This window comes from Bacillus cereus (genome assembly GCF_007678085.1).
GTDB lineage: Bacteria > Bacillota > Bacilli > Bacillales > Bacillaceae_G > Bacillus_A > Bacillus_A cereus_BE.
The window spans coordinates 475,572-499,148 of sequence record NZ_VEDW01000003.1; the positions used below are offsets into that span (position 1 = coordinate 475,572).

Below are 23,577 nucleotides of genomic sequence, written 5' to 3' on the forward strand. Positions count from 1 at the left end.
GAAATGGCCTATTACGATTCTAACTCTAATAGATTGGCTATCTAGTAAAGTCTATAGATGAGGTTTATATTTCAAATTCAATTTGTATAAGGAGTGTGTGAAATGAATCCCCAAAAGAATTCTTTATATGAAGAAAAGTCTGGGCATTATTATAATGCAGTGAATCCGAATTTATTAAAGCATATAAAAAAGGAATGGAAAGAAGTTCTTGATATTGGTTGCTCGAGCGGTGCATTGGGAGCGGTCATAAAAGAAAATGGCACACGTGTATCAGGAATTGAGGCATTCCCAGAGGCGGCAGAAAAAGCAAAAGAAAAACTAGATCATGTTATTTTAGGTGATATAGAAACAATGGATATGCCGTATGAGGAGGAGCAATTTGATTGCGTTATATTTGGGGACGTATTAGAGCATTTATTTGATCCGTGGGCTGTAATAGAAAAAGTAAAACCATATATAAAGCAAAATGGTGTAATTTTGGCTAGTATACCGAACGTTTCTCACATTTCAGTATTAGCTCCCTTACTCGCTGGAAACTGGACGTATACAGAATATGGTCTATTAGATAAAACACATATTCGTTTCTTTACATTTAATGAAATGCTAAGAATGTTTTTAAAAGCAGGTTATTCGATTAGTAAAGTAGATCGTGTATACGTTGATCATAAAATGTATGAACCGCTTATTGAGGAGTTATATGGGATTTGTAAAAAATATCGTCTTGGAAGTGGCTTCATGGCTGAGACAGTTGTATTTCAATATATTATTGAAGCAGAAAAATCACAATTATGAGTACGGCAGATAAAACAATATTATTTGTTACGTGTATAAATGATCGGAAAATGTATGCACAATGTGCACGACATATATTACAATTGCCAGTTCCTCCAGGATATACAATACAGTTTATGCCGATTCGGAATGCGAAAAGTATGACGAGCGGATATAATCAAGCAATTTCGCATCCAGCGAAATATAAAATATATATACATCAAGATGTTTTCATTGTAAATATGGGATTTTTATATGGATTATTGCAATTATTTCAGGATCATGAACATCTTGGAATGATTGGTATGGTTGGAGCCCAATATGTTCCTCCGAATGGAATATGGAATGTAGGTAGAGGAGTTGTTGGAAAAGTAATTGGTTATATGAATGATTTATTTTATATGGCCAGTCAAGAAAAGCCGTATCATGACTCAAAAACATTTATGCCAGTTGAATGTATTGACGGTTTATTAATGGCAACGCAATACGATATTCCGTGGCGTGAAGACTTGTTTGATGGGTTTGACTACTATGATGTGTCTCAATCATTTGAATTTAGAAAAGCTGGATATACAGTTGGGGTTCCTGTACAGCGTGATGCGTGGTGCATTCATTATCATATTGATGTGAATATGACTAACTATGAAAAATACAGAAAGATATTTGTGGAACACTATATGTCAGATGTAAAACAAGACGAATAGAGGGGCTACAAAATGAAAGATCATACAATATTAGTCGTTGTTTGTATAAATAATGAAGAGCTGTTTGAACAATGTGAGAGACAAGTAAGAAATCTTTTTGTTCCCCCTGGTTATGTCGTACAAATTTTTCCGATACGAGATGCGAAAAGTATGGCAAGTGCATATAACCGAGCACTTTCATATCCCGCGAAGTATAAGGTTTATATACATCAAGATACGTATCTTATTAATCGAGATATGTTTTATACACTCATTTCTCTTTTTAAAGATAATGAAAAACTCGGTTTAATTGGCGTAGCTGGAGCCCAGTTTTTACCGAGCAACGGGATATGGTGGGAGGGGAAAAATTTAGTAGGGAAAGTGATTGAGTATAGAAGGCAGAATTATCAATTATTAAATTTAGACCAGCTGTTTTATGGGAATCAATCATTTATGTCAGTTCAAGCAATTGATGGATTATTAATGGCTACACAATATGATATTCCGTGGCGTGAAGACTTGTTTCAAGGATTCCACTTTTATGATGTTTCGCAGTCTTTAGAGTTTCAAAAGGCGGGTTATTTAATTGGTATCCCTAATCAAGCAAATTTATGGTGTATTCACTACAACGGAGATGAGTTTGATGCGGATACATATGAGAAGGATCGGAAAGTGTTTGTAGAACATTACAAAGATATACTATCTCCATCATAAGGGAGAGATGCAGGATGAAAGGAATTATTTTAGCAGGTGGAACTGGGTCGAGATTATATCCAATAACGAAAGTAACGAATAAACATTTGCTTCCTGTTGGACGTTATCCAATGATTTATCATGCAGTATATAAACTAAAACAATGCGAGATTACAGATATTATGATTATTACGGGTAAAGAGCATATGGGAGATGTTGTTAGTTTTTTAGGAAGCGGTCAAGAGTTTGGTGTGTCTTTTACGTATCGTGTGCAAGATAAGGCTGGCGGAATTGCGCAAGCATTAGGGCTTTGTGAGAATTTCGTCGGGAAAGATCGCATGGTAGTTCTATTAGGAGATAATATCTTTTCTGATGACATTCGTCCGTATGTTGAAGAGTTTGCAAATCAAAAAGAAGGTGCGAAAGTACTGCTGCAATCTGTAGATGATCCGGAGAGATTTGGCGTAGCAAATATTCAAAACCGAAAAATAATTGAAATTGAAGAAAAGCCGAAAGAACCGAAAAGTTCCTATGCAGTCACAGGGATTTATTTGTATGATTCGAAAGTCTTTTCTTATATAAAAGAATTAAAACCTTCCGCAAGGGGAGAACTTGAAATTACAGATATCAATAATTGGTATTTAAACCGAGGGGTACTTACTTATAATGAAATGAGCGGTTGGTGGACGGATGCGGGAACTCATGTTTCTCTTCAAAAGGCGAATACGTTAGCGCGGGATATAAACTTTGGGAAACAGTTTAACGGAGAATAGGTGAGAATATGAAAGTTGTAGAAACAAACTTTATTGACGCAAAATTGTTAGAACCGAGGTTATTTGGAGATGAGCGTGGCTTTTTTACTGAAAGTTATAATAAGAAGGTGCTAGAAACATTAGGGATTACGTATTCATTTGTACAGGATAACGTATCTTATTCAGCGCAGGCGGGAACGATTCGGGGATTACACTTTCAAAAGAATCCGAAAGCACAAACGAAACTTATTCAAGTTATGCAAGGAGCAATCTATGATGTTATCGTTGATTTGCGAAAAGATTCCCCAACGTTTAGGCAGTGGAGAGGATATATTTTAAGTGCGGATAATCATCGGCAATTATTAGTGCCAAAAGGATTTGCGCATGGATTTTGTACACTTGTTCCGCATACGATTGTTATGTATAAAGTAGATGAGTATTATAGTGCTGATCATGACTCAGGGGTACTTTGGAGCGATAAAGAATTAGCAATTCCATGGCCAGTAACAAGTCCTATTTTGTCTGACAAAGATAGAATATTACCGTCACTTCAGGAATGTGAAGATAGCTTTTGAGTAGGGGAGTTGTTTATGAATATATTAGTAACAGGTGGGGCCGGATTTATTGGAAGTAATTTTGTTCATTACATGTTACAAAGCTATGAAACATATAAAATTATTAATTTCGATGCATTAACATATAGCGGGAATTTAAATAACGTGAAGTCTCTTCGAGATCATCCGAATTACTCTTTTGTAAAAGGGGAAATTCAAAATGGAGAGCTGGTGGAGCATGTTATTAAGGAACGTGACGTACAAGTAATTGTCAATTTTGCAGCTGAATCACATGTGGACCGTAGTATTGAAAACCCGATTCCTTTTTATGATACAAATATAATTGGGACAGTCACCTTATTAGAATTAGTTAGAAAATATCCGCATATTAAACTTGTGCAAGTATCAACAGATGAGGTGTACGGCTCTTTAGGGAAAATAGGTCGATTTACCGAGGAAACACCATTAGCTCCAAATAGTCCGTATTCTTCAAGCAAAGCGAGCGCCGATATGATAGCTTTATCTTATTATAAAACATATCAATTACCAGTTATAGTAACGCGTTGCTCCAATAACTATGGGCCGTATCAATATCCTGAAAAACTAATTCCGTTAATGGTTACGAATGCGCTGGAAGGAAAAAAATTACCGTTATATGGCGATGGATTAAATGTAAGAGATTGGTTACATGTAACGGATCATTGTAGTGCGATTGATGTTGTTCTGCATAAGGGGCGTATAGGAGAAGTATATAATATAGGTGGAAATAATGAGAAAACAAATGTAGATGTTGTGGAACAAATTATTTCTCTCTTAGGAAAGACGAAAAAAGACATTGCGTATGTTACAGACCGTTTAGGGCATGATCGTCGTTATGCGATTGATGCGCAAAAGATGAAGAATGAGTTTGGCTGGGAACCGCAGTATACGTTTGAACAAGGGCTAAAAGAAACGGTGGAATGGTATGAACATCATATAGAATGGTGGAAACCACTAAAAGAAAAGTAAGGGGCATATAAATGAAAGAACGGATTATCATAACAGGAGCAAATGGTCAATTGGGAAAGCAACTACAAGAAGAGTTAAATCCTGAAGAATATGACATATATCCATTTGATAAAAAGTTACTAGATATAACAAATATATCCCGAATGCAGCAAGTGGTACAAAAAATAAGGCCACATATAATTATCCATTGTGCAGCGTATACGAAGGTTGATTATGCTGAGAAAGAACAAGATCTTGCGTATAGAATAAATGCAATAGGAGCTCGAAATGTAGCGGTTACTTCACAATTAGTAGGAGCGAAGTTAGTTTATATTAGTACTGATTATGTATTTCAGGGCGACAGACCGGAAGGGTATGATGAATTTTATAATCCGGCACCGATAAATATATATGGAGCTTCTAAGTATGCGGGAGAGCAGTTCGTCAAAGAGTTACATAATAAATACTTTATCGTTCGTACATCGTGGTTATATGGTAAGTATGGAAATAATTTTGTGAAAACGATGATGCGATTAGGGAAAGAGAGGACAGAAGTATCTGTTGTAGCGGATCAAATCGGTTCTCCTACTTATGTGACAGATTTAAATGTAATGATTAATAAGCTCATTCATACTTCTTTATACGGTACGTATCATGTATCAAATAGAGGCTCGTGTTCTTGGTTTGAATTTGCAAAGAAAATATTTTCGAATGCAAATATGAAAGTGAATGTATTACCAGTTTCAACTGAAGAATTTGGAGCGGCGGCAGCGAGACCGAAATATTCTGTTTTTCAACATAACATGCTACGATTAAATGGTTTTTCACAAATGCCTTCTTGGGAAGAAGGATTAGAGCGGTTTTTTATAGAAACAAAAAGTCATTAACAATTTTAAGTTAATGACTTTTTTGTTTGCCTTTAAGAGGTTTTATGGTACTATAATTATAGTATCAGGTACTAATAACAAGTATAAGCAATTCTGGGAGGATATATCATGGAACTATTACAAGGGAAAACATTTGTTGTTATGGGCGTTGCGAACCAAAGAAGTATTGCGTGGGGAATTGCTCGCTCTTTGCATAATGCAGGTGCAAAACTAATCTTCACATATGCAGGAGAACGTTTAGAAAGAAACGTTCGTGAATTAGCGGACACATTAGAAGGACAAGAATCACTTGTATTACCTTGTGATGTAACAAATGATGAAGAACTTACAGCTTGCTTTGAAACAATCAAGCAAGAGGTTGGTACAATTCACGGTGTTGCACACTGTATAGCTTTTGCAAATCGTGATGATTTAAAAGGTGAATTTGTAGATACTTCTCGCGATGGATTTTTACTTGCACAAAATATTAGTGCATTCTCTTTAACAGCTGTAGCAAGAGAAGCGAAGAAAGTAATGACAGAAGGCGGAAATATTTTAACGTTAACATACCTTGGCGGCGAGCGCGTTGTGAAAAACTATAACGTAATGGGTGTTGCGAAAGCTTCATTAGAAGCAAGCGTGAAATATTTAGCTAACGATTTAGGCCAACATGGCATTCGCGTTAATGCTATTTCTGCAGGACCAATTCGTACGTTATCTGCAAAAGGTGTAGGCGACTTTAACTCAATCTTAAGAGAAATTGAAGAGCGCGCACCACTTCGTCGTACAACAACTCCTGAAGAAGTTGGGGATACAGCAGTATTCTTATTCAGTGATTTAGCACGCGGCGTAACAGGAGAAAACATTCACGTTGATTCAGGATATCATATCCTAGGATAAATATAATATTCATTTTTAAAGGACAATCTCTAAATGCTGAGATTGTCCTTTTTATTTGTTCTTAGAAAGAATGATTTTTAACGAAAGTTCTTACCACGTTATGAATATAACTATAATAGTACACGATTTATTCAGCTACGTATGGAAGTGGGAGGGACGAGTGTGAAGAATAAAAATAAAAGTTCAACAGTTGGAAAACCGTTGTTATATATTGCACAAGTAAGTTTAGAACTTGCTGCACCGAAAATAAAAAGAATTATCTTAACAAACTTTGAAAATGAGGATCGAAAAGAGGAAAGTAATAGAAATGAAAATGTTGTAAGTAGTGCTGTGGAAGAGGTAATAGAACAACAAGTAGAAGAAAAAATAGAAGAAGAGGAACAAGAACAAGAGCAGCAAGAGCCAGTGAGAACTGTTCCGTATAATAAATCATTTAAGGATATGAATAATGATGAGAAAATTCATTTCTTATTAAACCGTCCTCATTACATTCCGAAAGTAAGGTGCAGAATAAAAACGGCTACAGTTTCTTATATTGGATCAATCATATCGTATCGTAATGGCATTGTATCCATTATGCCGCAAAATAGTATGAGAGATATTAAGTTGTCTATAGATGATATCCAATCGATTAGTATGGCCGGCTTTTAAATATGTAAAGGTGGTAGAAATCTTCTACCACCCCAATAGTTTTTTAGTTTACTTCACTTATTAGATAGAAACGTCGCGTAAGCACTGAATCGCACAGAAGCAGCTTAAATCAACAGTAAGACAAGTGTTAGTCGATACTAATCTTGCATTTGGTACAGCTAAAAACGTACAAATTGGATCATTATCAGGTGGTACAGGAGAAGTATCACCTAATACTACAGTTAATACACGTAATACAGCACAGCTATCATCATCTACACTTTCCACACGGAAAATTGGAGATCGGCAGCTTGAAAGGCTTGCAGTTGGTGCAAATGCTTCAAAAGGTTCTCCACTTTTTGTGTATAAAATAAAAGGGCGTGTATTTGCTACTGAAGCACTATTGTGTGCTCCTAAAAATGGGATTTCACAACCAGATCCACACGTTGTTGTAGAACAATCTTGTAATTCATTGATGAATTTTACAACGTCAACTACACAATGAGAAGAGCCATGGTGTTTATTTTCGTTACAACTCATTAATGTCACTCCTTATCTTCTTGTTTGTATTTACATTAATAAGATATTGGAGTCGAGGAGATTTGGTCACAATCTCAAGACCTTTTTTTTTAAATAGGCGAAAGAAGATAAGGGAAGGTGGAATCATGCTGTTTACAAGTTGGCTTTTATTTTTCATTTTCGCGTTAGCTGCTTTTAGGCTCACCCGTTTAATTGTGTATGATAAAATTACAGCTTTTTTGCGAAGACCGTTTATTGATGAATTAGAGATTACAGAGCCGGATGGAAGTGTATCAACGTTTACAAAAGTAAAAGGTAAAGGATTAAGAAAGTGGATTGGAGAATTATTAAGCTGTTATTGGTGTACAGGTGTATGGGTTAGTGCTTTTTTATTAGTTTTATATAATTGGACTCCTATCGTTGCAGAGCCGTTACTTGCATTATTAGCTATTGCAGGAGCAGCAGCAATCATTGAAACGATTACAGGATATTTTATAGGAGAATAATATATTTTCATAATATGAGAAAAAGCGGAGTTTAAAAGAATGAGGGAACGGAAATAAAGAGTTGTTCATATAGTAAATAGACAGAATTGACAGTAGAGGAGATGTTTGCTGTGAGCAATAATCCAAGGCAAAATTCATATGACCTGCAGCAATGGTATCATATACAGCAACAACACCAATTGCAACAACAGGCATATCAAGAACAATTACAGCAACAAGGATTTGTAAAGAAAAAGGGATGTAATTGTGGGAAAAAGAAGAGCACAATAAAACACTATGAAGAATGAAACACTCATATTACTGTGAGTGTTTTTTATTATAAATATAAAAAGCGGTATTTCTAATGAAGAAATACCGCTTTTTACTAGCTAATTTGTGCAACTGTTAATGCTGCAGCACGGATGTCTACAGTTCCAATTAACTCAACTGGTACAATTTGAATTAAATCGCCAGGGTTTAAGTTAATAAGAATAACACCACTGGATACGTCTACTTCACCAGTACCAATAACGTTAGAACGAACTGCTGTACCTGATCCAGGAATAATGTTAGCTGGCGTACCTAATGATAAGAAGAAACGACCAGCTTCTGGTGCAACAGGTGCGTTATCAAGACTAATTGTTAATGTATAACTGATTTGATAAATACCAGCTCGTAGAATTCGAATGCCATCTCCGACACTTACTGTATCATTTATTACAGGAACAGTAATATTTGGGTTTGGACTTACGCTAGGTAATAGTAATGGTGTGAATAATGAAGCGAACTGAGGGGCAGAAGCGTTGAAAGCAAAACCGAAGGCAGGTAGTGTACTAGCTGGTTTCGCCTCACAATCGATTTTAGTAAATTCGCAATCAGAAGAGAACATGTTTTTCACTCCTTTATCTGTTTCTACTTTCAGTTAATGAAAAGGACAGGTTCTATGTTCTAGACAAGTTCCCAATTTTATAAAAAATACATAATAATACCTTTTAAGCATGGATTGGGTGGCAGAATTTTCTGCCACCCAATCCATGCTTAACTCATTATTTAGTTTTAAATCGTAACATCACGTAAGCATTGAATAGCGCAGAAGCAACTTAAATCAACAGTAAGACAAGTGTTGGTCGATATTAATCTCGCATTTGGTACAGCTAAAAACGTACAAATTGGATCATTATCAGGTGGTACAGGAGAAGTATCACCTAATACTACAGTTAATACACGCAATACAGCGCAATCATCATCGTCTATACTCTCGACACGGAAAATTGGAGATCGGCAGCTAGAAAGACTTGCAGTTGGTGCAAATGCATGAAAAGGTTCTCCACTTTTTGTGTATAAAATAAACGGGCGTGTATTTGCTACAGATGCACTATTATGTGCTCCTAAAAATGGAACTTCGCAACCAGATCCGCATGTTGTCGTTGCACATTCTTGTAATTCATGTATAAAACGAACGACATTTGATACACAGTTGAAATCACAATCGTGATGATGATGATGATGATGATCTTCGTTACAATTGCAGCTCATTATGTTCACTCCTTATCGTGAGTTCTGACATACACTATTACAATATGAACGGGATATGGTTGATATTACGTTAATTCTTATGATAAAAACAAGGAATTTATATAGTAGGGATGTACATAATGCAATATGAAAAAAGACATCCTTATTTAGTGGATGTCTTTTCAGGTAAATCTTTGCGCGCAGTATATAAAAAACGAGAGATATCTAATTTTTTTCCTCTAAAAAATTGCGGAGAGGAAATGTAAAGTTCTTCTTTCGCACGTGTAATTGCGACATAAAGTAGTCGACGTTCTTCTTCTAAAGCTTCAGAAGTCTCTGTAACACGATCATTTGCATCTTTTAAAGAAGAAGTATGGGGTAGAATACCATCGCTCGCTCCAAGTAAAAATACGCATGGAAATTCAAGGCCTTTTGCGTTATGGATAGACATAAGTGAAACAGCATTTTTTTCCGGCATTGTTTTTAATGCTTCCATTTCTTTTTGACCTTGAATTGCTTCATCAATAAATTGTAAGTATGCTGGAATATCGGTGAAACGAGTTGCAGACTCCATTAATTCTTCTAACATTTCTTCTTGTATATCTTTATGCATTGTAAAGGAAGAGCGATCATTACTTTGTAAGTACTCTAAATACTTTCCTTTACCATGAATAATTTCTTTCAATGCTTTTTTTGGTTCTAATTCTTTTATAAATTTAATAAAATCGATACGCTCATTTACCTTTTTTACTTGAAAAGGTTTTAAGCTCGGATTTAATAATAAGAAATGAAGAAGAGAAGGGAAACGGCCCTCACCGTATTTCCATTGTTCACGTTCAATAAATGAAATACAATCATCACGCCCTATATACATTGTGGGCAATATATTTGAAAGTGATTCTAGTCGAAACGGTTCAATCACCAGTCTTAAATGATCTAATACAGGCTTAATTAAAGAATGTTCATAAAATGATTGGCTCGCACCGTGCTTAATAAACGGGATTTTGTGAATTGTAAGCTGATCAAGTAACGAACGGCTTACAGAATGTGTGCGATACAGTAAACAAAAATCTTTAAAGCTACGTTCGCCGCTATCTACTTTTTCTTGAATGAGTTGCAAAATTTGATTTGCTTCATCAAGAGTCGTAGCAGGTCTGGCGTAAAAAGGTTGTACACCTTCTTCGCGCACAGAATATAGCTCTTTATCAAAACGCTCTTGATTTAGTTTGATAACTTCATTTCCAAGTCCGACGATAAAAGGATTGGATCGATAATTCGTATTAAGCGCGATAATCGTAGTGTTATCAAATTCTTTTGGAAAAGATAAAATAATTTGGTGACTTGCTCCTCGCCAGCCGTATATCGCCTGGTCGTCATCACCTGCGATAAATAAATTATTTCTTGGCGTGGCTAACAATTTTACAATTTCATATTGTGCATACGATGTATCTTGGAACTCATCTACTTCAATATAGTGGAAACGTTGTTGTAATTGGGTAAGCAAAGGAGCATTATTCTCTAACATATAGTATGTTTCTAATAGGATGTCATCGAAATCAATATAATTATATCGTTGTTTTACTTCTTCAAAACGCTCGTATACTTCTTTAAATTCTTGTTCAACGGGTGTTTTTGCTTTTACATCTTTCGGACGATTCAATTTGTTTTTCTCAAGTGAAATCATAGCGAGTATTGTTTCAGCATCATAATCGTCTTTTAAGCGTAACTCTTTTAAAATTTTCTTTATCATAATTTGTTTATGTTTTTCGTTTGCTAAAATTTGCTGATTATAGCCTTGACTACGAAGCAATTTTAAAAAGACTGAGTGGAATGTACCAGCAACAACGTAGCTACTTGCAGCACGATTCATACCTGGTAAATTTGCTACACGGTTCCGGATTTCTTCAGCTGCTTTTTGTGTAAATGTAAGCAGTAAAATATTTCGCGGATGAACTTGTTTTACATTTACTAAATAACCTACGCGGGTTGTTAAAACAGATGTTTTCCCGCTTCCAGCACCAGCTAATGTAAGGACAGGGCCTTCTGTCGTTCGCACGGCTTCTAATTGTTTTTCATTTAAAAATACATTTTGTTGCTCGAGAGCGCGGAAATACGCTGCATCTGCATCTTCTTCCATAATTAAATGGGTAGATGTTTTCGGAATATGATATGTTGCACGCGGAATATCAGCGTGCGTTAATGATTTTTGTGAAAATTTTTCTTGTGTCATATATTCACCTTCAAAACTATAGCATCAACATTTAACTTTAGCGGAAGAAAAAGAAAATAGCAATGTAAAAAACAGGAGGGGATACCTCCTGTTTTCTAATTACAATTCTTTTATCATAACAATGTGAGGAATATTTGCTTCCATGAATACATTAGAATTCGTTACATATCCAAGTTTCTTATAGAAATCTTCAGCATGTGTTTGGGCATGCAGCTTTAATTTGGGTAGCGAGTTTTCCTTCGCATACGCTTCAAGTGCATCCATAACAATTTTTCCAATTCCTTTTTTACGATGGGAAGCTAGTACGCAAATGCGTTCCATTTTTCCTATTCCATCCAGTATGCGAAAACGCCCAGCACCAACTGGAACATCATTATCATATATAACAACGTGTGTTGAAGTTTCTTCAAACTCATCATACTCTTCTTCAGCAGAAACTTGTTGTTCATTTACAAATACTTGCTTACGTACAGAGAATGCGTCTCTTAGTTGTTCGTCCGTTTGTACGATTTGTGCGTGCAAATTAGTTGTTCCCCTTTCCAAGGTGGAATGTTTCGTGTACAGTCCATGTTCCATTTTCTAGTTGGTATAGAAGATGGAAGCGATCAATTGGTTGTTCATAATAGAAATCTTTCATACGTAATCGACCTAATACATCAGCATGCTCTGCATCTGATAAGCCTTGTCCGATTGTTAAATGAGGTACGAAAGCGTATTCGCGTTCTTGTGTAAAGAATTCACTATGCATTTCTTCATTTAAGAAAGTAAGTTCAGGTGTTTTTTCTACTTTAAAATAAAGAACATTATTAACAGGTGCGAATGAACCAACTTTTCCAACATGAAGAGTGAAAGGGTTCGTTTTACTTGCGATTGTATGTAACTCATTTACAATCGATTCTAATTGTTCATCTTGCGTCTCAAAGGGTGTTTTCAATGTAATATGTGGCGGAACTAATGCGTAGTGCGGATCATAACGCTTACGCAATCCGTTCGCTTTATCTTGAATCATTTTAGATGGAAAAATTACAATGCCTAATTTCATGTTCCAATTCCTCCCTTTGTAAGTCTAGTTAGATTTTGAGAAAATAATTCTCTTAATCTATTATATCAAATTATTCTGAATACTGCTCCCTATTATTTCATTGATAGAATATGAGAGAAAGCTTTTGGTAAATCAGTTTGCCAATATTTCCACGTATGGTTACCTTCAAACTCCTCGTAATGCGTGATGAAATTTCTATCTGTCAGAAGCGTATTGAGCTCACGGTTTGGTTTTACGAAATCAGAAACTTGTCCATCCGTGCGTTTTACAGCTGTTTCTTCTGTCCCAATGACGTGATAAAGGTCTAGCGCCTCCGGATTTTTGAATTCTTTTGCTAAGTTCATCACTGTTTCATCCACAAATGGTGATTGCATAACGACTTTACCGAATGTATGCGGATACATAAGTGCAGTCATGAAGGAAACTGTTCCGCCAAGAGAATCCCCAATTAACACACGACCTTTTCCCATTTGGTACGTTGGATAATTTTCATCGATATATGGTGCAAGTTCATGAGCAAGGAAACGAATATACGCAGCGTTTTTCACTTCATTTGGGAAATATTTTTCTTTACGATCGTGTACATTTTTATATGGAATACCGACAATAATTGTACGGTCAATTTCTTCAGTTTCACGAAGGCGCTCAATTACACGGTGCGCTTTACCGAGCTGAAAATAATCTCTACCATCTTGTGCAATTACAACTGTATGTTTGTGCAGTGGTGTGTAATTTACTGGTAAGTAAACGAGAAGTGTGACATCTTCTTGAAGTGATGCACTATAAAATGAAATTTCTTCAATTCTCCCTATTGTTTGATTCATGTAGATCCCCCTAAATAAAAATTTACTGTAATGATTGTAAGAGCGACGCTTGTAGTGAAAAAGAAAGAAATATTCACTAATAGGTGCTTTCGTTTCTATTTTACCATAATGGTACGAAGAATCTAAAAAATTAGTATTTAAGTTATGAAAGAAAACGGATATAATGAAGTGGGATTTTTGACAGGTGAGAGGGGAGACGGAATTTGAAACAAGATAGATCAATCGCACTACCATTAGCCATTTCCATTATAGCCATTTCATTTGCAGCAGTTTTTGTAAAGATGTCCTCAGCACCATCTTCAATATTAAGTATGTACCGATTATGGATTATCGTACTTATTATGCTGCCTATCGTTTGGAAAAAACGAGAAGAATTTAGTAAGATTCAAATAAAAGATTGGGGATTTTTAATTGGATCTGGTTTCTTTTTAGCACTTCATTTTCTTTTATGGTTTGAATCTTTAAAGCATACGACAGTTGCTAGTTCAACGATTATTTTAGCGCTTCAACCAATTGTATCTTTAGTTGGAGGCTTTTTCTTATTTAAAGAAAGAACAACATACTCAGCTATTGCAACAATGGGAATTGCGATATTAGGCGTAATGTGTATTGGATGGGGAGATTTAGGGCTAAGTGAACAAGCAATTTATGGAGATATATTATCCTTTTTAAGTGTAATAGCGGTTGTCGGTTATTTATTTATCGGGCAAACGACAGTAAAGAAAGTATCACACTGGATTTACAGCTTTACAGTTTTTGCATTCGCAGGTATTTTTATGGGGATTTATAATATAGTGTTGCAAGTGCCTTTTACAGGTTATACGAAGTGGGATTGGACCGTTTTTCTTTTACTTGCGGTTGTTCCGACAGTGTCACACGTCATTAATAATTGGTTATTAAACTACGTAAATGCAACAACAATTTCAATGAGTATTTTAGGAGAACCAGTTGGAGCATCTATATTAGCGTTCTTTTTACTCGGTGAACGACTAAATGCCATGCAAATTATCGGTAGCATGCTCGTATTGTTTGGTGTATCTGTGTTCTTACTACAGCAACAAAAACGAACAGCAAAAAATGTAGTAAACGAGCCGGCGTATACACAGGAATTATAGTATTAGGGGAAGAAAAGAGAAGTTGTAATACTTCTCTTTTTGTTTTATATAAATACGGGTGTGGAAAGGGAAAGGAAATGGAATTTCCATCAAAAAAAGATGTATGGTTATATCCGATTTTTTTCGTTGTCATTGGAGCGTGTTTTGCTCCCCTATTTGCAGGAAGAGAATATTTTCTTTTATTTTTTACAATTCCATTAGCAATATTATTTATATGGAGTTGGTTTTCGACAAAATACATCGTCGGAGAAGAAACAATTACAATTAGATCAGGTTTCGTTAAAAAGCGCATATTTATACGAGATATAAAACAAATTTCAAATACGAAAAATCCAATTGCGGCTCATGCTTTATCATTTGATCGGCTTGAAATTGTTTACGGCGCGCATCAAACAGAAATTATTTCTCCTAAAGATAAAGCACAATTCATCAATCTCGTTACAAGTAAAAATTCACACATTGAAATGAAGTAAAAGAGTGGCTACGAGGCCACTCTTTTACTTTGGGTTTGTCATATAAGGTTGTACATGAATCATACATAAATCACGGAACTTTCCTTCAGCAGTTGTGACAATTACGACTGCTCTTCCCGCACTTTTTCCAGTAATCGTTACCGTATCCCCTTTTGGGTACATTGTGATAACATCAGCGTTCATATTTGTCCAAATAAGTTCTGTATTCGTCGCTTGCACTGGCAAAACGGAAGCTGATAACTCAGTGCTTTGTCCAGTTCTTACTTTCAACTTATTTTTTTCCATATGAACACCGATGACTGAAATAACAGAAGGAGCGATAGAAATTTTAGGTGGATTAGGTTGTATGTTTAAACAAGACATAGAAGTATTTGTGATAGGTGAAAATTTTCGTGTTTGTTGTTGCTGGAAAGCTGCTAACATGTTGGAGTCCCCTTTCTGTATAAGTGCTGATAGTACTACTATAAAGGAGTAGTGTTATGTTTAATTTAACGAAACATAAAGAAATTGTTAAATTCGAGCAGAAGATTGTCGAACTTTGATATAAAGAAAGCTCTGCTGATACGATAACAGCAGAGCTTTCCCTTTATAGATTATGACTATGTTGTTTTTCGAAATTCTCAAATTGCTCTTCAACTTCTTTTGAAGGTTGTGTTAGTAAACTAACAATTACGATTACTAGTAAACTAATAGTGAAACCAGGAATCATTTCATATAAGAATTCTTTTAAGAATTTGAATTGAGTCCAAATAATTACTGTAGCGGCACCAGAAATCATACCAGCAAGTGCGCCCCACTTCGTCATACGTTTCCAATATAAGCTTAATAAAATAGCAGGTCCGAATGAAGAACCAAATCCAGCCCAAGCGTATCCAACAAGAGCTAAAATCGTATCATTTTGTTTAAGTGCTAATGCACATCCAATTAAAGCGATAGCAAGAACAGACATACGACCGACAAATACAAGTTCTTTATCAGAAGCAGAACGTTTAAAGAATGTACGGTATAAATCTTCTGTTATAGCACTAGAAGTAACGAGTAACTGAGATGAGATTGTACTCATAACCGCTGCTAAAATAGCTGCTAATAAAAATCCAGTAATAAGTGGATGGAATAAAATAGTGCCAAGTTCAACGAAAATCGTTTCTGGGTCAGAAAGTTTTAAACCTGCTTTTGAATAGTACGCAATACCGATAAGGCCAGTAAACATAGCTCCAGCAACAGAGAAAATCATCCAGCTCATACCAATACGTCGTGCGCTTTTAATTTCTTTTACAGAAGAAATCGCCATAAAGCGTACGATAATATGTGGTTGTCCAACATAACCAAGGCCCCATGCGAATAATGAAATAATTCCTAATACAGAAGTGCCTTTAAAAATATCTAATAATGCCGGATCAATAGATTTAATTGTTTCAAATGCTGGCCCAAGTCCATTTACGTGCATAATTGTTACGACTGGAACAAGAATAAGAGCGACTACCATAATGATTCCTTGCACGAAGTCTGTCCAACTTACAGCTAAAAATCCACCAAATAATGTGTAAGCTACAACAACTCCACCAACGATAAGAAGACCAACATGGTAATTGAGTCCAAATGAATTTTCGAATAATACAGCGCCAGAGACAAATCCTGAAGCTACATAAAACGTGAAAAATATCATAATAACAAGTCCAGATACTAGGCGTAGCATATGGGATTTGTCGTGGAAACGGTGTTCCAAAAATTCTGGGATAGTAATAGAGTTGTTTGCAATTTCAGAGTAGGTACGTAAGCGAGGAGCGACATAGATCCAGTTTGCGTATGCGCCTAATGTTAGGCCAATCGCAATCCAACTACTACTTAATCCAACGCTAAACATTGCACCGGGTAAGCCCATTAAAAGCCAACCACTCATATCAGCTGCTCCAGCACTTAATGCTGTTACTGCGGGGCCTAGTGTACGCCCGCCAAGCATATAATCTGTTAAGTTGGATGTTTGTTTATAAGCGAAATAGCCGATAATTAGCATCCCGAGCATGTAAATAGAGATAGAAGTTAAAATTAACATCTGCGTACTCATGTAGTTCCCCTTTCTTTTGTCATGTCTTTTGATGCGTTATGCATATTTATAATCTATCATGATTATTCTGAAAAATCCATATAGAAATATGAATTTTCAGAAATGTAAGCGTTTTTTGATGTTATTTTACTTTTTTAATATATAATATTCATACAAAAAACCTTATTTTTAATAGAGTATTTATTATATTTACATAAAAAGAGGTTGTTTTGTCAATATAATATTGAAAGAAGAGAAAAATATTTTTTTAAAAAAAGTATTGACTTATGAAAAAAGTTAAGTCTATAATGAGTGCAACTTAAAAAATGCAAGCGTTGATGAAGAAGAGTACACATGATGAACATGTCAGAGAGCTGATGGTTGGTGCGAATCAGTATGGGATTAATGTGGAATGGGCTTCGGAGCTTCCAAACCGAAACGAAAGAAGTAGGCTTTGGCGACATGATCTCATCGATATAAGAGACACGTATTGTTTTTGATACGGTAAAGTGCGTTACATTTGTAACGAATTAAGGTGGCACCACGGGAGTACCCGTCCTTTCTATAGGATGAGTACTCCCTTTTTGTGTACAAAAAATTAAATAAATGAAATCGTTGAAGTAAGAAGAGTACGTATATTGGAGACGTTACAGAGAGCCGGGGATAGGTGGGAGCCCGGTGCGGTGCCATATACGGAATGGGCTTACGAGAGGTATGCTGAACAATTATTTTCAGTAGGCAACCCGGGTTCCGCCGTTACAAGGATAAGGTATATATTTTGTACCTGAACAAAGTGGGATGCTTTTGCGTCCAACATGAGGTGGTACCACGGTAAATTTATCGTCCTCTACATATTTTCGATATGTAGAGGACTTTTTTATTTTTCAGATTGAGGTGAAAGGCATGATAACAAAAGAGGAATTTATGAAGCAAAAAGAAGAGGGAAGAGCATTTTTAGTAATCGCTGAAGAAGAAGGAGATAGCATTACGCCAATTTCTTTATATAGACGTATGAAAGGAAAGAAAAAGTTTTTATTAGAAAGTTCGCAGCTTCATCAAGATAAAGGACGCTATTCTTACTTAGGATGTAATCCGTATGGCGAAGTGAAAAGCATTGGTACGGAAGTGGAACGAACGATTTATGGCCAAACAGAAAAGTTGCAAGGTAACGTACTACAAGTGTTAGAGGAAGAAACCCGGTCAGCTCAAGTAGACAGTCCATTCCCATTTTGCGGAGGAGCAGTTGGTTATATTGGCTATGACGTCATTCGGCAGTATGAAAACATTGGCGTAGATTTACACGATCCGTTAAATATTCCAGAAGTACATCTTTTACTGTACCGTGAGTTTATCGTGTATGACCACTTACGCCAAAAATTGTCGTTTGTATATGTATGCAGGGAAGACGATACAGCTTCTTATGAAGAAGTATACGAAAGATTGCAAGCATACAAAGAGGAAGTGCTACAGGGGGAAGAAGCGGAAGTAACTCAAATAAGATCAACATTATCATTTACTTCTTCTATAACGGAAAAAGAATTTTGCGCGATGGTAGAAACGGCGAAAGAATACATTCGAGCCGGGGACATATTCCAAGTCGTATTATCTCAGCGTTTGCAAAGTGAATGTATTGGTGATCCTTTCGCTTTATACCGAAAACTTCGACTTGCAAATCCATCACCATATATGTTCTATATCGATTTTCAAGATTATGTTGTACTCGGTTCTTCGCCGGAAAGTTTGTTAACGGTAAGAGAGGATAAAGTGATGACGAATCCAATTGCCGGTACAAGGCCGAGAGGGAAAACGAAGCAGGAAGATATGGAAATCGAAAAAGAACTGTTAGAAGATGAGAAAGAACGAGCGGAGCATATGATGCTTGTGGATCTTGGAAGAAATGATATAGGTAGAGTGAGTGAAATTGGCTCAGTTACGATAGATAAATATATGAAAGTAGAAAAATACTCTCACGTTATGCACATTGTATCTGAAGTTTACGGAACATTGCGAAAACAAATGAGTGGATTTGATGCATTAGCATATTGTCTACCAGCAGGAACAGTGTCAGGCGCTCCGAAAATTAGAGCGATGGAAATTATAAATGGGCTAGAGAATGAAAAAAGAAATGTATACGCAGGTGCAGTTGGATACGTTAGTTTTTCAGGGAATCTTGATATGGCGCTTGCGATTCGAACGATGGTTGTAAAGGATGAAAAAGCATACGTTCAGGCAGGAGCGGGAATTGTTTATGATTCAGACCCAGTAGCTGAATATGAAGAAACGTTAAATAAAGCGAGAGCACTATTGGAGGTAATGAAATGATTGTACTGATTGATAATTATGATTCATTCACATATAACTTGTATCAATTGTTAGGTGAATATGAAGAAGATATTGTAGTCGTAAGGAATGATCAAATAACGATAGAACAGTTAGAAGGGATGAATCCAACAGGAATTGTGCTTTCACCAGGACCAGGAAAACCAGAGGATGCTGGTATTTGTATCGAAATGATTCGTTATTTTTATAAGAACATTCCCATATTAGGTATTTGCCTTGGCCATCAGGCGATTATATCAGCATTTGGAGGAGACATTGTAAGAGCAGAGCGCATTAAACACGGAAAAACATCACGCGTGAAACATAACGGAACGTCAATTTTTTCATACGTTACCCAGCCGTTAACAGCGATGCGATACCATTCACTGGTAGCAGCGCAAACGAGTTTGCCACAGTGTTTTGACATACTAGCGACAGCGATGGACGATGGAGAAATTATGGCAGTTCGTCACAATTATTATCCGCTATTCGGATTACAGTTTCATCCGGAATCAATCGCAACAGAAGAAGGCGGAAAGTTGATACGTGCCTTTTTAGGCGAAGTGAAAGAGGAGGAAAGAGTATGAATCACTATCTTCGTAAATTAGTGGAGGGACAACATTTAACAGAAGAGGAAATGTATAGAGCAGGGCTTATTTTATTAAATGAAAACATATTGGAAAGTGAAATTGCAGCATTCTTAGTTTTACTGAAAGCGAAAGGTGAAACGGCAGAAGAAATATACGGCCTCGTTCGAGCTCTTCGTGAAAAGGCATTACCGTTTTCGAACCATATACAAGGAGCAATGGACAATTGCGGGACAGGTGGTGACGGTGCCCAAACGTTTAACATTAGTACAACTTCAGCATTCGTACTGGCAGGAGCAGGCGTAAAGGTTGCAAAACACGGTAACCGTGCTGTTTCTAGTAAAACAGGAAGTGCAGATTTATTAGAAGAACTCGGTGTAAATATTAGCAGTACACCAAACGAAATTGATTATTTATTAGAGCATGTCGGAATCGCATTTTTATTCGCACCAGCAATGCATCCAGCATTAAGGCGCATTATGAAAATAAGAAAAGAATTAAATGTGCCGACGATCTTTAATTTAATTGGACCTTTAACAAATCCGGTGAATTTAGAAACACAATTTGTCGGCATTTATAAACGAGATATGTTATTACCAGTTGCGCAAGTATTACAGAAACTAGGCAGAAAGCAAGCGCTTGTCGTAAACGGAAGTGGTTTTTTAGATGAAGCGTCATTGCAAGGAGAAAATCACGTTGTCATTTTAAAAGATAATGAAATAGTAGAAACGAGTATTGAACCTAAGAAATACGGTTTCCAAATAGTGAAAAACGAAGAGATTAGGGGTGGAGATTCGAAAGAAAATGCAAAGATTACGCTCGGAGTATTAAGCGGAGAAAAGAGTGTCTACCGCGATACTGTTTTATTAAATGCAGGTCTAGCTCTTTTCGCAAATGGAAAAGCAGAAACGATTGAAGAAGCAATTACACTCGCAGCGCATAGCATTGACTCTGGAAAAGCATTAGCCAAACTAAACTTATTAATTGCAGCAAGTAATGAGAAATTAGAAAGGGTGAATTAAAGTGGAGACGATTTTAGACAAAATTGTAGACCAAAAGAAAAAAGAAGTTGCGGCCTTATATGAAACGTATACACCATTAAAAGAAAGTAGAAAGACACATTCTCTTGTAGAAGCGTTACAGCAGTTTATTGTCATTGCAGAAGTAAAGCGAGCATCACCATCAAAAGGAGATATCAATTTACACGTTGATGTACGAAAACAAGTAAAAACATATGAAGAATGCGGCGCAGGAGCAGTTTCTGTTTTAACAGAAGGTCAATTTTTTAAAGGATCGTTTCATGATTTACAAACGGCAAGAGAAGAAAGTAACATTCCGCTTTTATGCAAAGATTTCATAATCGATAAGATTCAAATTGATAGGGCGTATGAAGCTGGGGCAGATATTATTTTATTAATTGTAGCCGCGTTAACGAAAGAGAAGTTACAAGAGCTGTATAACTACGTACTAGAAAAAGGATTAGAAGCAATTGTTGAAGTTCATGATGAACAGGAATTAGAAATTGCGATCCAATTAAATCCGCACGTTATCGGTATTAACAACCGTAATTTAAAAACGTTTGAAGTGGATTTAAGCCAAACGGAAAAGCTCGGGAAACGATTAAATGAGGAGAGATTACTTTGGATTAGTGAGAGCGGGATTCATTCAAAAGAAGATATTATTCGCGTCAAACGAGCCGGAGCAAAAGGTGTATTAGTTGGAGAAGCACTTATGACATCATCTTCTATAAGTACCTTTTTCGAAGACTGTAAGGTGAACATATGAAAGTGAAAATTTGCGGCATCACTGATGTTGAAACGGCAAAACGTGCTTGCGAATACGGAGCAGATGCACTCGGATTTGTTTTTGCAGAAAGTAAGCGAAAAATCACTCCAAGGCTAGCGAAAGAAATTATTCAGGAGCTTCCAGCAAACGTGTTAAAGGTCGGTGTTTTCGTAAATGAATCAGTAGAAGGTATTCAGAAAATTGCAGATGAATGCGGGTTAACACACGTGCAACTACATGGGGATGAAGACAATCATCAAATTAGAAGATTGAATATTCTGTCTATAAAATCGCTAGGAGTAACTTCAGAGAGTGATTTGAAAAATGCTCAAGCATATGAAACGGATTATATATTGTTTGATAGCCCGAAAGGAAAGTTTCACGGAGGAAATGGAAAGACATTTTCATGGGAGTTACTCACGCATATGCCAAAAAAATTGCGAGAGAAAACGATATTAGCTGGTGGATTAAACGCTCTTAATATAGAAGAAGCAATTCGAACGATTCAGCCTTACATGGTCGATGTAAGTAGCGGAGTGGAGACAGATGGAAAGAAAGATGTAGAGAAAATAAAACAATTTATTATAAAAGCGAAGGAGTGTTCCAAATGAATTACACATATCCAGATGAAAAAGGTCATTACGGTATATACGGAGGACGCTACGTTCCAGAAACGTTAATGCAATCTGTATTAGAGCTAGAAGAAGCATATAAAGAAGCAATGCAAGATGAAGTGTTTCAAAAGGAATTAAATCATTATTTAAAAACGTACGTCGGAAGAGAAACACCGCTTTATTTCGCTGAAAATATGACGAAGTATTGCGACGGTGCAAAGATTTATTTAAAACGTGAAGATTTGAACCATACAGGAGCTCATAAAATTAACAATACAATCGGTCAGGCACTTCTTGCGGTACGAATGGGCAAGAAAAAAGTTGTCGCTGAAACAGGGGCAGGACAACACGGAGTGGCAACCGCTACTGTATGTGCCCTACTCGGATTAGAATGCGTCATCTTTATGGGAGAAGAAGATGTGAGACGTCAAAAATTAAATGTGTTCCGAATGGAATTACTCGGAGCGAAAGTAGAAAGTGTAGCGGCAGGTAGCGGCACATTAAAAGATGCGGTGAACGAGGCGCTTCGTTACTGGGTTTCACACGTACATGATACGCACTACATTATGGGATCAGTTCTTGGACCGCATCCTTTCCCGCAAATTGTCCGTGATTTCCAAAGTGTAATTGGGAAAGAAACGAAAAAACAATATGAGGCGTTAGAAGGGAAACTACCAGAAGCAGTCGTTGCTTGTATTGGCGGTGGTAGTAATGCGATGGGTATGTTTTATCCGTTCGTACACGATGAAGAAGTCGCTCTTTACGGTGTAGAAGCAGCTGGAAAAGGCGTTCATACAGAAAAGCACGCAGCGACTTTAACGAAAGGAAGCGTTGGTGTTTTACACGGATCGATGATGTATCTTCTACAAGATGAAGAAGGACAAATTCAAGAAGCTCATTCTATTTCAGCAGGGCTAGATTATCCAGGTGTTGGGCCAGAACATAGCTTGCTAAAAGATATCGGTCGTGTTTCTTACCACTCCATTACAGATGAAGAAGCGTTAGAAGCATTTCAATTATTAACGAAAAAAGAAGGGATTATTCCGGCATTAGAAAGCTCACATGCTGTCGCATACGCTTTAAAATTAGCGCCGCAAATGAAGAAAGACGAAGGGCTTGTCATTTGTTTATCTGGCCGCGGTGATAAAGATGTAGAGAGTATAAAACGTTATATGGAAGAGGTGTAAAA

28 protein-coding genes and 2 other annotated features are annotated in these 23,577 nt (G+C 36.5%); of the genes, 19 read left to right on the top strand and 9 right to left on the bottom strand.

What is annotated here, in order from left to right; all coding sequences use genetic code 11:
• Window positions 1-102 precede the first annotated feature (102 nt).
• From FS742_RS16035 to FS742_RS16075, 9 genes are all read left to right on the top strand, one after another.
• A complete protein-coding gene (locus FS742_RS16035; RefSeq protein ID WP_144613561.1) occupies window positions 103-792 on the top strand; it encodes a class I SAM-dependent methyltransferase in 690 nt (229 codons plus the stop codon).
• Window positions 789-1,475, top strand: coding sequence for a glycosyltransferase family protein (locus FS742_RS16040; protein ID WP_144613563.1), 687 nt, complete (start codon window positions 789-791; stop codon window positions 1,473-1,475). Before FS742_RS16035 ends, FS742_RS16040 begins: the two co-directional genes overlap by 4 nt.
• 12 nt (window positions 1,476-1,487) lie before the next feature.
• Window positions 1,488-2,168: a glycosyltransferase family protein gene (locus FS742_RS16045; protein ID WP_144613565.1), complete on the top strand. Its 681-nt coding sequence runs from the start codon at window positions 1,488-1,490 to the stop codon at window positions 2,166-2,168.
• A gap of 14 nt (window positions 2,169-2,182) precedes the next feature.
• The gene (locus FS742_RS16050) at window positions 2,183-2,920 is read left to right on the top strand and encodes a sugar phosphate nucleotidyltransferase (protein ID WP_144613567.1); all 738 of its coding nucleotides are present in this window, start codon (window positions 2,183-2,185) and stop codon (window positions 2,918-2,920) included.
• Between the two features lie 8 nt (window positions 2,921-2,928).
• The gene (rfbC, locus tag FS742_RS16055) at window positions 2,929-3,474 is read left to right on the top strand and encodes a dTDP-4-dehydrorhamnose 3,5-epimerase (RefSeq protein WP_144613569.1); all 546 of its coding nucleotides are present in this window, start codon (window positions 2,929-2,931) and stop codon (window positions 3,472-3,474) included.
• Window positions 3,475-3,489: 15 nt separating this feature from the next.
• Window positions 3,490-4,461 (top strand): dTDP-glucose 4,6-dehydratase, encoded by a 972-nt coding sequence (rfbB, locus tag FS742_RS16060; protein ID WP_144613571.1) that lies wholly within the window; start codon window positions 3,490-3,492, stop codon window positions 4,459-4,461.
• A gap of 11 nt (window positions 4,462-4,472) precedes the next feature.
• Window positions 4,473-5,327, top strand: coding sequence for a dTDP-4-dehydrorhamnose reductase (gene rfbD / locus FS742_RS16065; RefSeq protein ID WP_144613573.1), 855 nt, complete (start codon window positions 4,473-4,475; stop codon window positions 5,325-5,327).
• Window positions 5,328-5,435: 108 nt separating this feature from the next.
• A complete protein-coding gene (gene fabI, locus FS742_RS16070; RefSeq protein WP_000421885.1) occupies window positions 5,436-6,206 on the top strand; it encodes an enoyl-ACP reductase FabI in 771 nt (256 codons plus the stop codon).
• 141 nt (window positions 6,207-6,347) lie between these two features.
• Complete coding sequence (locus tag FS742_RS16075) at window positions 6,348-6,857, top strand: spore coat CotO family protein (RefSeq protein WP_144613575.1); 510 nt, start codon at window positions 6,348-6,350, stop codon at window positions 6,855-6,857.
• Window positions 6,858-6,917: 60 nt separating this feature from the next.
• Here the strand turns inward: FS742_RS16075 and exsY are convergent, their stop codons facing one another.
• Window positions 6,918-7,376: an exosporium assembly protein ExsY gene (gene exsY / locus FS742_RS16080; RefSeq protein WP_144613577.1), complete on the bottom strand. Its 459-nt coding sequence runs from the start codon at window positions 7,374-7,376 to the stop codon at window positions 6,918-6,920.
• Between the two features lie 125 nt (window positions 7,377-7,501).
• On the opposite strand from exsY, the gene FS742_RS16085 reads away from it, so the two are divergent.
• The gene (locus tag FS742_RS16085; protein ID WP_144613579.1) at window positions 7,502-7,861 is read left to right on the top strand and encodes a DUF1360 domain-containing protein; all 360 of its coding nucleotides are present in this window, start codon (window positions 7,502-7,504) and stop codon (window positions 7,859-7,861) included.
• 101 nt (window positions 7,862-7,962) lie between these two features.
• Window positions 7,963-8,148 (top strand): cytochrome C oxidase subunit III, encoded by a 186-nt coding sequence (locus FS742_RS16090; protein ID WP_144613581.1) that lies wholly within the window; start codon window positions 7,963-7,965, stop codon window positions 8,146-8,148.
• Window positions 8,149-8,225: 77 nt separating this feature from the next.
• Here FS742_RS16090 and exsF read toward each other — a convergent pair whose 3' ends face one another.
• From exsF to FS742_RS16120, 6 genes are all read right to left on the bottom strand, one after another.
• Window positions 8,226-8,729 (bottom strand): exosporium protein ExsF, encoded by a 504-nt coding sequence (gene exsF / locus FS742_RS16095; protein ID WP_000492933.1) that lies wholly within the window; start codon window positions 8,727-8,729, stop codon window positions 8,226-8,228.
• A 167-nt stretch (window positions 8,730-8,896) separates the two neighbouring features.
• Window positions 8,897-9,376, bottom strand: a complete 480-nt coding sequence (cotY, locus tag FS742_RS16100; protein ID WP_144613583.1) for a spore coat protein CotY — start codon at window positions 9,374-9,376, stop codon at window positions 8,897-8,899.
• Window positions 9,377-9,518: 142 nt separating this feature from the next.
• A complete protein-coding gene (locus FS742_RS16105; protein WP_144613585.1) occupies window positions 9,519-11,585 on the bottom strand; it encodes an ATP-dependent helicase in 2,067 nt (688 codons plus the stop codon).
• 99 nt (window positions 11,586-11,684) lie between these two features.
• A complete protein-coding gene (locus FS742_RS16110; RefSeq protein WP_073517523.1) occupies window positions 11,685-12,107 on the bottom strand; it encodes a GNAT family N-acetyltransferase in 423 nt (140 codons plus the stop codon).
• A 1-nt stretch (window position 12,108) separates the two neighbouring features.
• Window positions 12,109-12,627 carry a YjcG family protein gene (locus FS742_RS16115; RefSeq protein WP_144613587.1) on the bottom strand — a complete coding sequence of 173 codons (519 nt, stop codon included), beginning with the start codon at window positions 12,625-12,627 and terminating at the stop codon, window positions 12,109-12,111.
• A 92-nt stretch (window positions 12,628-12,719) separates the two neighbouring features.
• Complete coding sequence (locus FS742_RS16120) at window positions 12,720-13,451, bottom strand: alpha/beta hydrolase (protein WP_144613589.1); 732 nt, start codon at window positions 13,449-13,451, stop codon at window positions 12,720-12,722.
• 203 nt (window positions 13,452-13,654) lie between these two features.
• Between FS742_RS16120 and FS742_RS16125 the strand changes: the two genes are divergently transcribed.
• Both FS742_RS16125 and FS742_RS16130 read left to right on the top strand, forming a co-directional pair.
• Window positions 13,655-14,566 (top strand): DMT family transporter, encoded by a 912-nt coding sequence (locus FS742_RS16125; protein ID WP_144613591.1) that lies wholly within the window; start codon window positions 13,655-13,657, stop codon window positions 14,564-14,566.
• 77 nt (window positions 14,567-14,643) lie between these two features.
• The gene (locus FS742_RS16130) at window positions 14,644-15,039 is read left to right on the top strand and encodes a PH domain-containing protein (RefSeq protein ID WP_144613593.1); all 396 of its coding nucleotides are present in this window, start codon (window positions 14,644-14,646) and stop codon (window positions 15,037-15,039) included.
• A gap of 24 nt (window positions 15,040-15,063) precedes the next feature.
• On the opposite strand, the gene FS742_RS16135 is transcribed toward FS742_RS16130, so the two are convergent.
• Window positions 15,064-15,462: an Ig-like domain-containing protein gene (locus FS742_RS16135; RefSeq protein ID WP_144613595.1), complete on the bottom strand. Its 399-nt coding sequence runs from the start codon at window positions 15,460-15,462 to the stop codon at window positions 15,064-15,066.
• 163 nt (window positions 15,463-15,625) lie between these two features.
• A complete protein-coding gene (gene putP, locus FS742_RS16140; RefSeq protein ID WP_144613597.1) occupies window positions 15,626-17,104 on the bottom strand; it encodes a sodium/proline symporter PutP in 1,479 nt (492 codons plus the stop codon).
• 305 nt (window positions 17,105-17,409) lie between these two features.
• Window positions 17,410-17,647, top strand: a binding site (T-box leader).
• Between the two features lie 42 nt (window positions 17,648-17,689).
• Window positions 17,690-17,934: a binding site (T-box leader), on the top strand.
• Between the two features lie 52 nt (window positions 17,935-17,986).
• On the opposite strand from putP, the gene trpE reads away from it, so the two are divergent.
• From trpE to trpB, 6 genes are read left to right on the top strand one after another with little or no spacing between them, the layout of a single operon-like run.
• A complete protein-coding gene (gene trpE / locus FS742_RS16145) occupies window positions 17,987-19,405 on the top strand; it encodes an anthranilate synthase component I (RefSeq protein ID WP_144613599.1) in 1,419 nt (472 codons plus the stop codon).
• Entirely contained in the window at window positions 19,402-19,989 is a 588-nt protein-coding gene (locus FS742_RS16150) for an aminodeoxychorismate/anthranilate synthase component II (protein ID WP_144613601.1), read from the top strand. The genes trpE and FS742_RS16150 overlap by 4 nt, the downstream gene beginning before the upstream one ends.
• Window positions 19,986-21,011, top strand: coding sequence for an anthranilate phosphoribosyltransferase (trpD, locus tag FS742_RS16155; RefSeq protein ID WP_144613603.1), 1,026 nt, complete (start codon window positions 19,986-19,988; stop codon window positions 21,009-21,011). Before FS742_RS16150 ends, trpD begins: the two co-directional genes overlap by 4 nt.
• Window position 21,012: 1 nt before the next feature.
• On the top strand, window positions 21,013-21,774 hold the full coding sequence (gene trpC, locus FS742_RS16160) for an indole-3-glycerol phosphate synthase TrpC (RefSeq protein ID WP_144613605.1): 762 nt from the start codon (window positions 21,013-21,015) through the stop codon (window positions 21,772-21,774).
• Complete coding sequence (locus FS742_RS16165; RefSeq protein WP_144613607.1) at window positions 21,771-22,385, top strand: phosphoribosylanthranilate isomerase; 615 nt, start codon at window positions 21,771-21,773, stop codon at window positions 22,383-22,385. Before trpC ends, FS742_RS16165 begins: the two co-directional genes overlap by 4 nt.
• Window positions 22,382-23,575, top strand: a complete 1,194-nt coding sequence (gene trpB / locus FS742_RS16170; protein ID WP_144613609.1) for a tryptophan synthase subunit beta — start codon at window positions 22,382-22,384, stop codon at window positions 23,573-23,575. The genes FS742_RS16165 and trpB overlap by 4 nt, the downstream gene beginning before the upstream one ends.
• Window positions 23,576-23,577 lie beyond the last annotated feature (2 nt).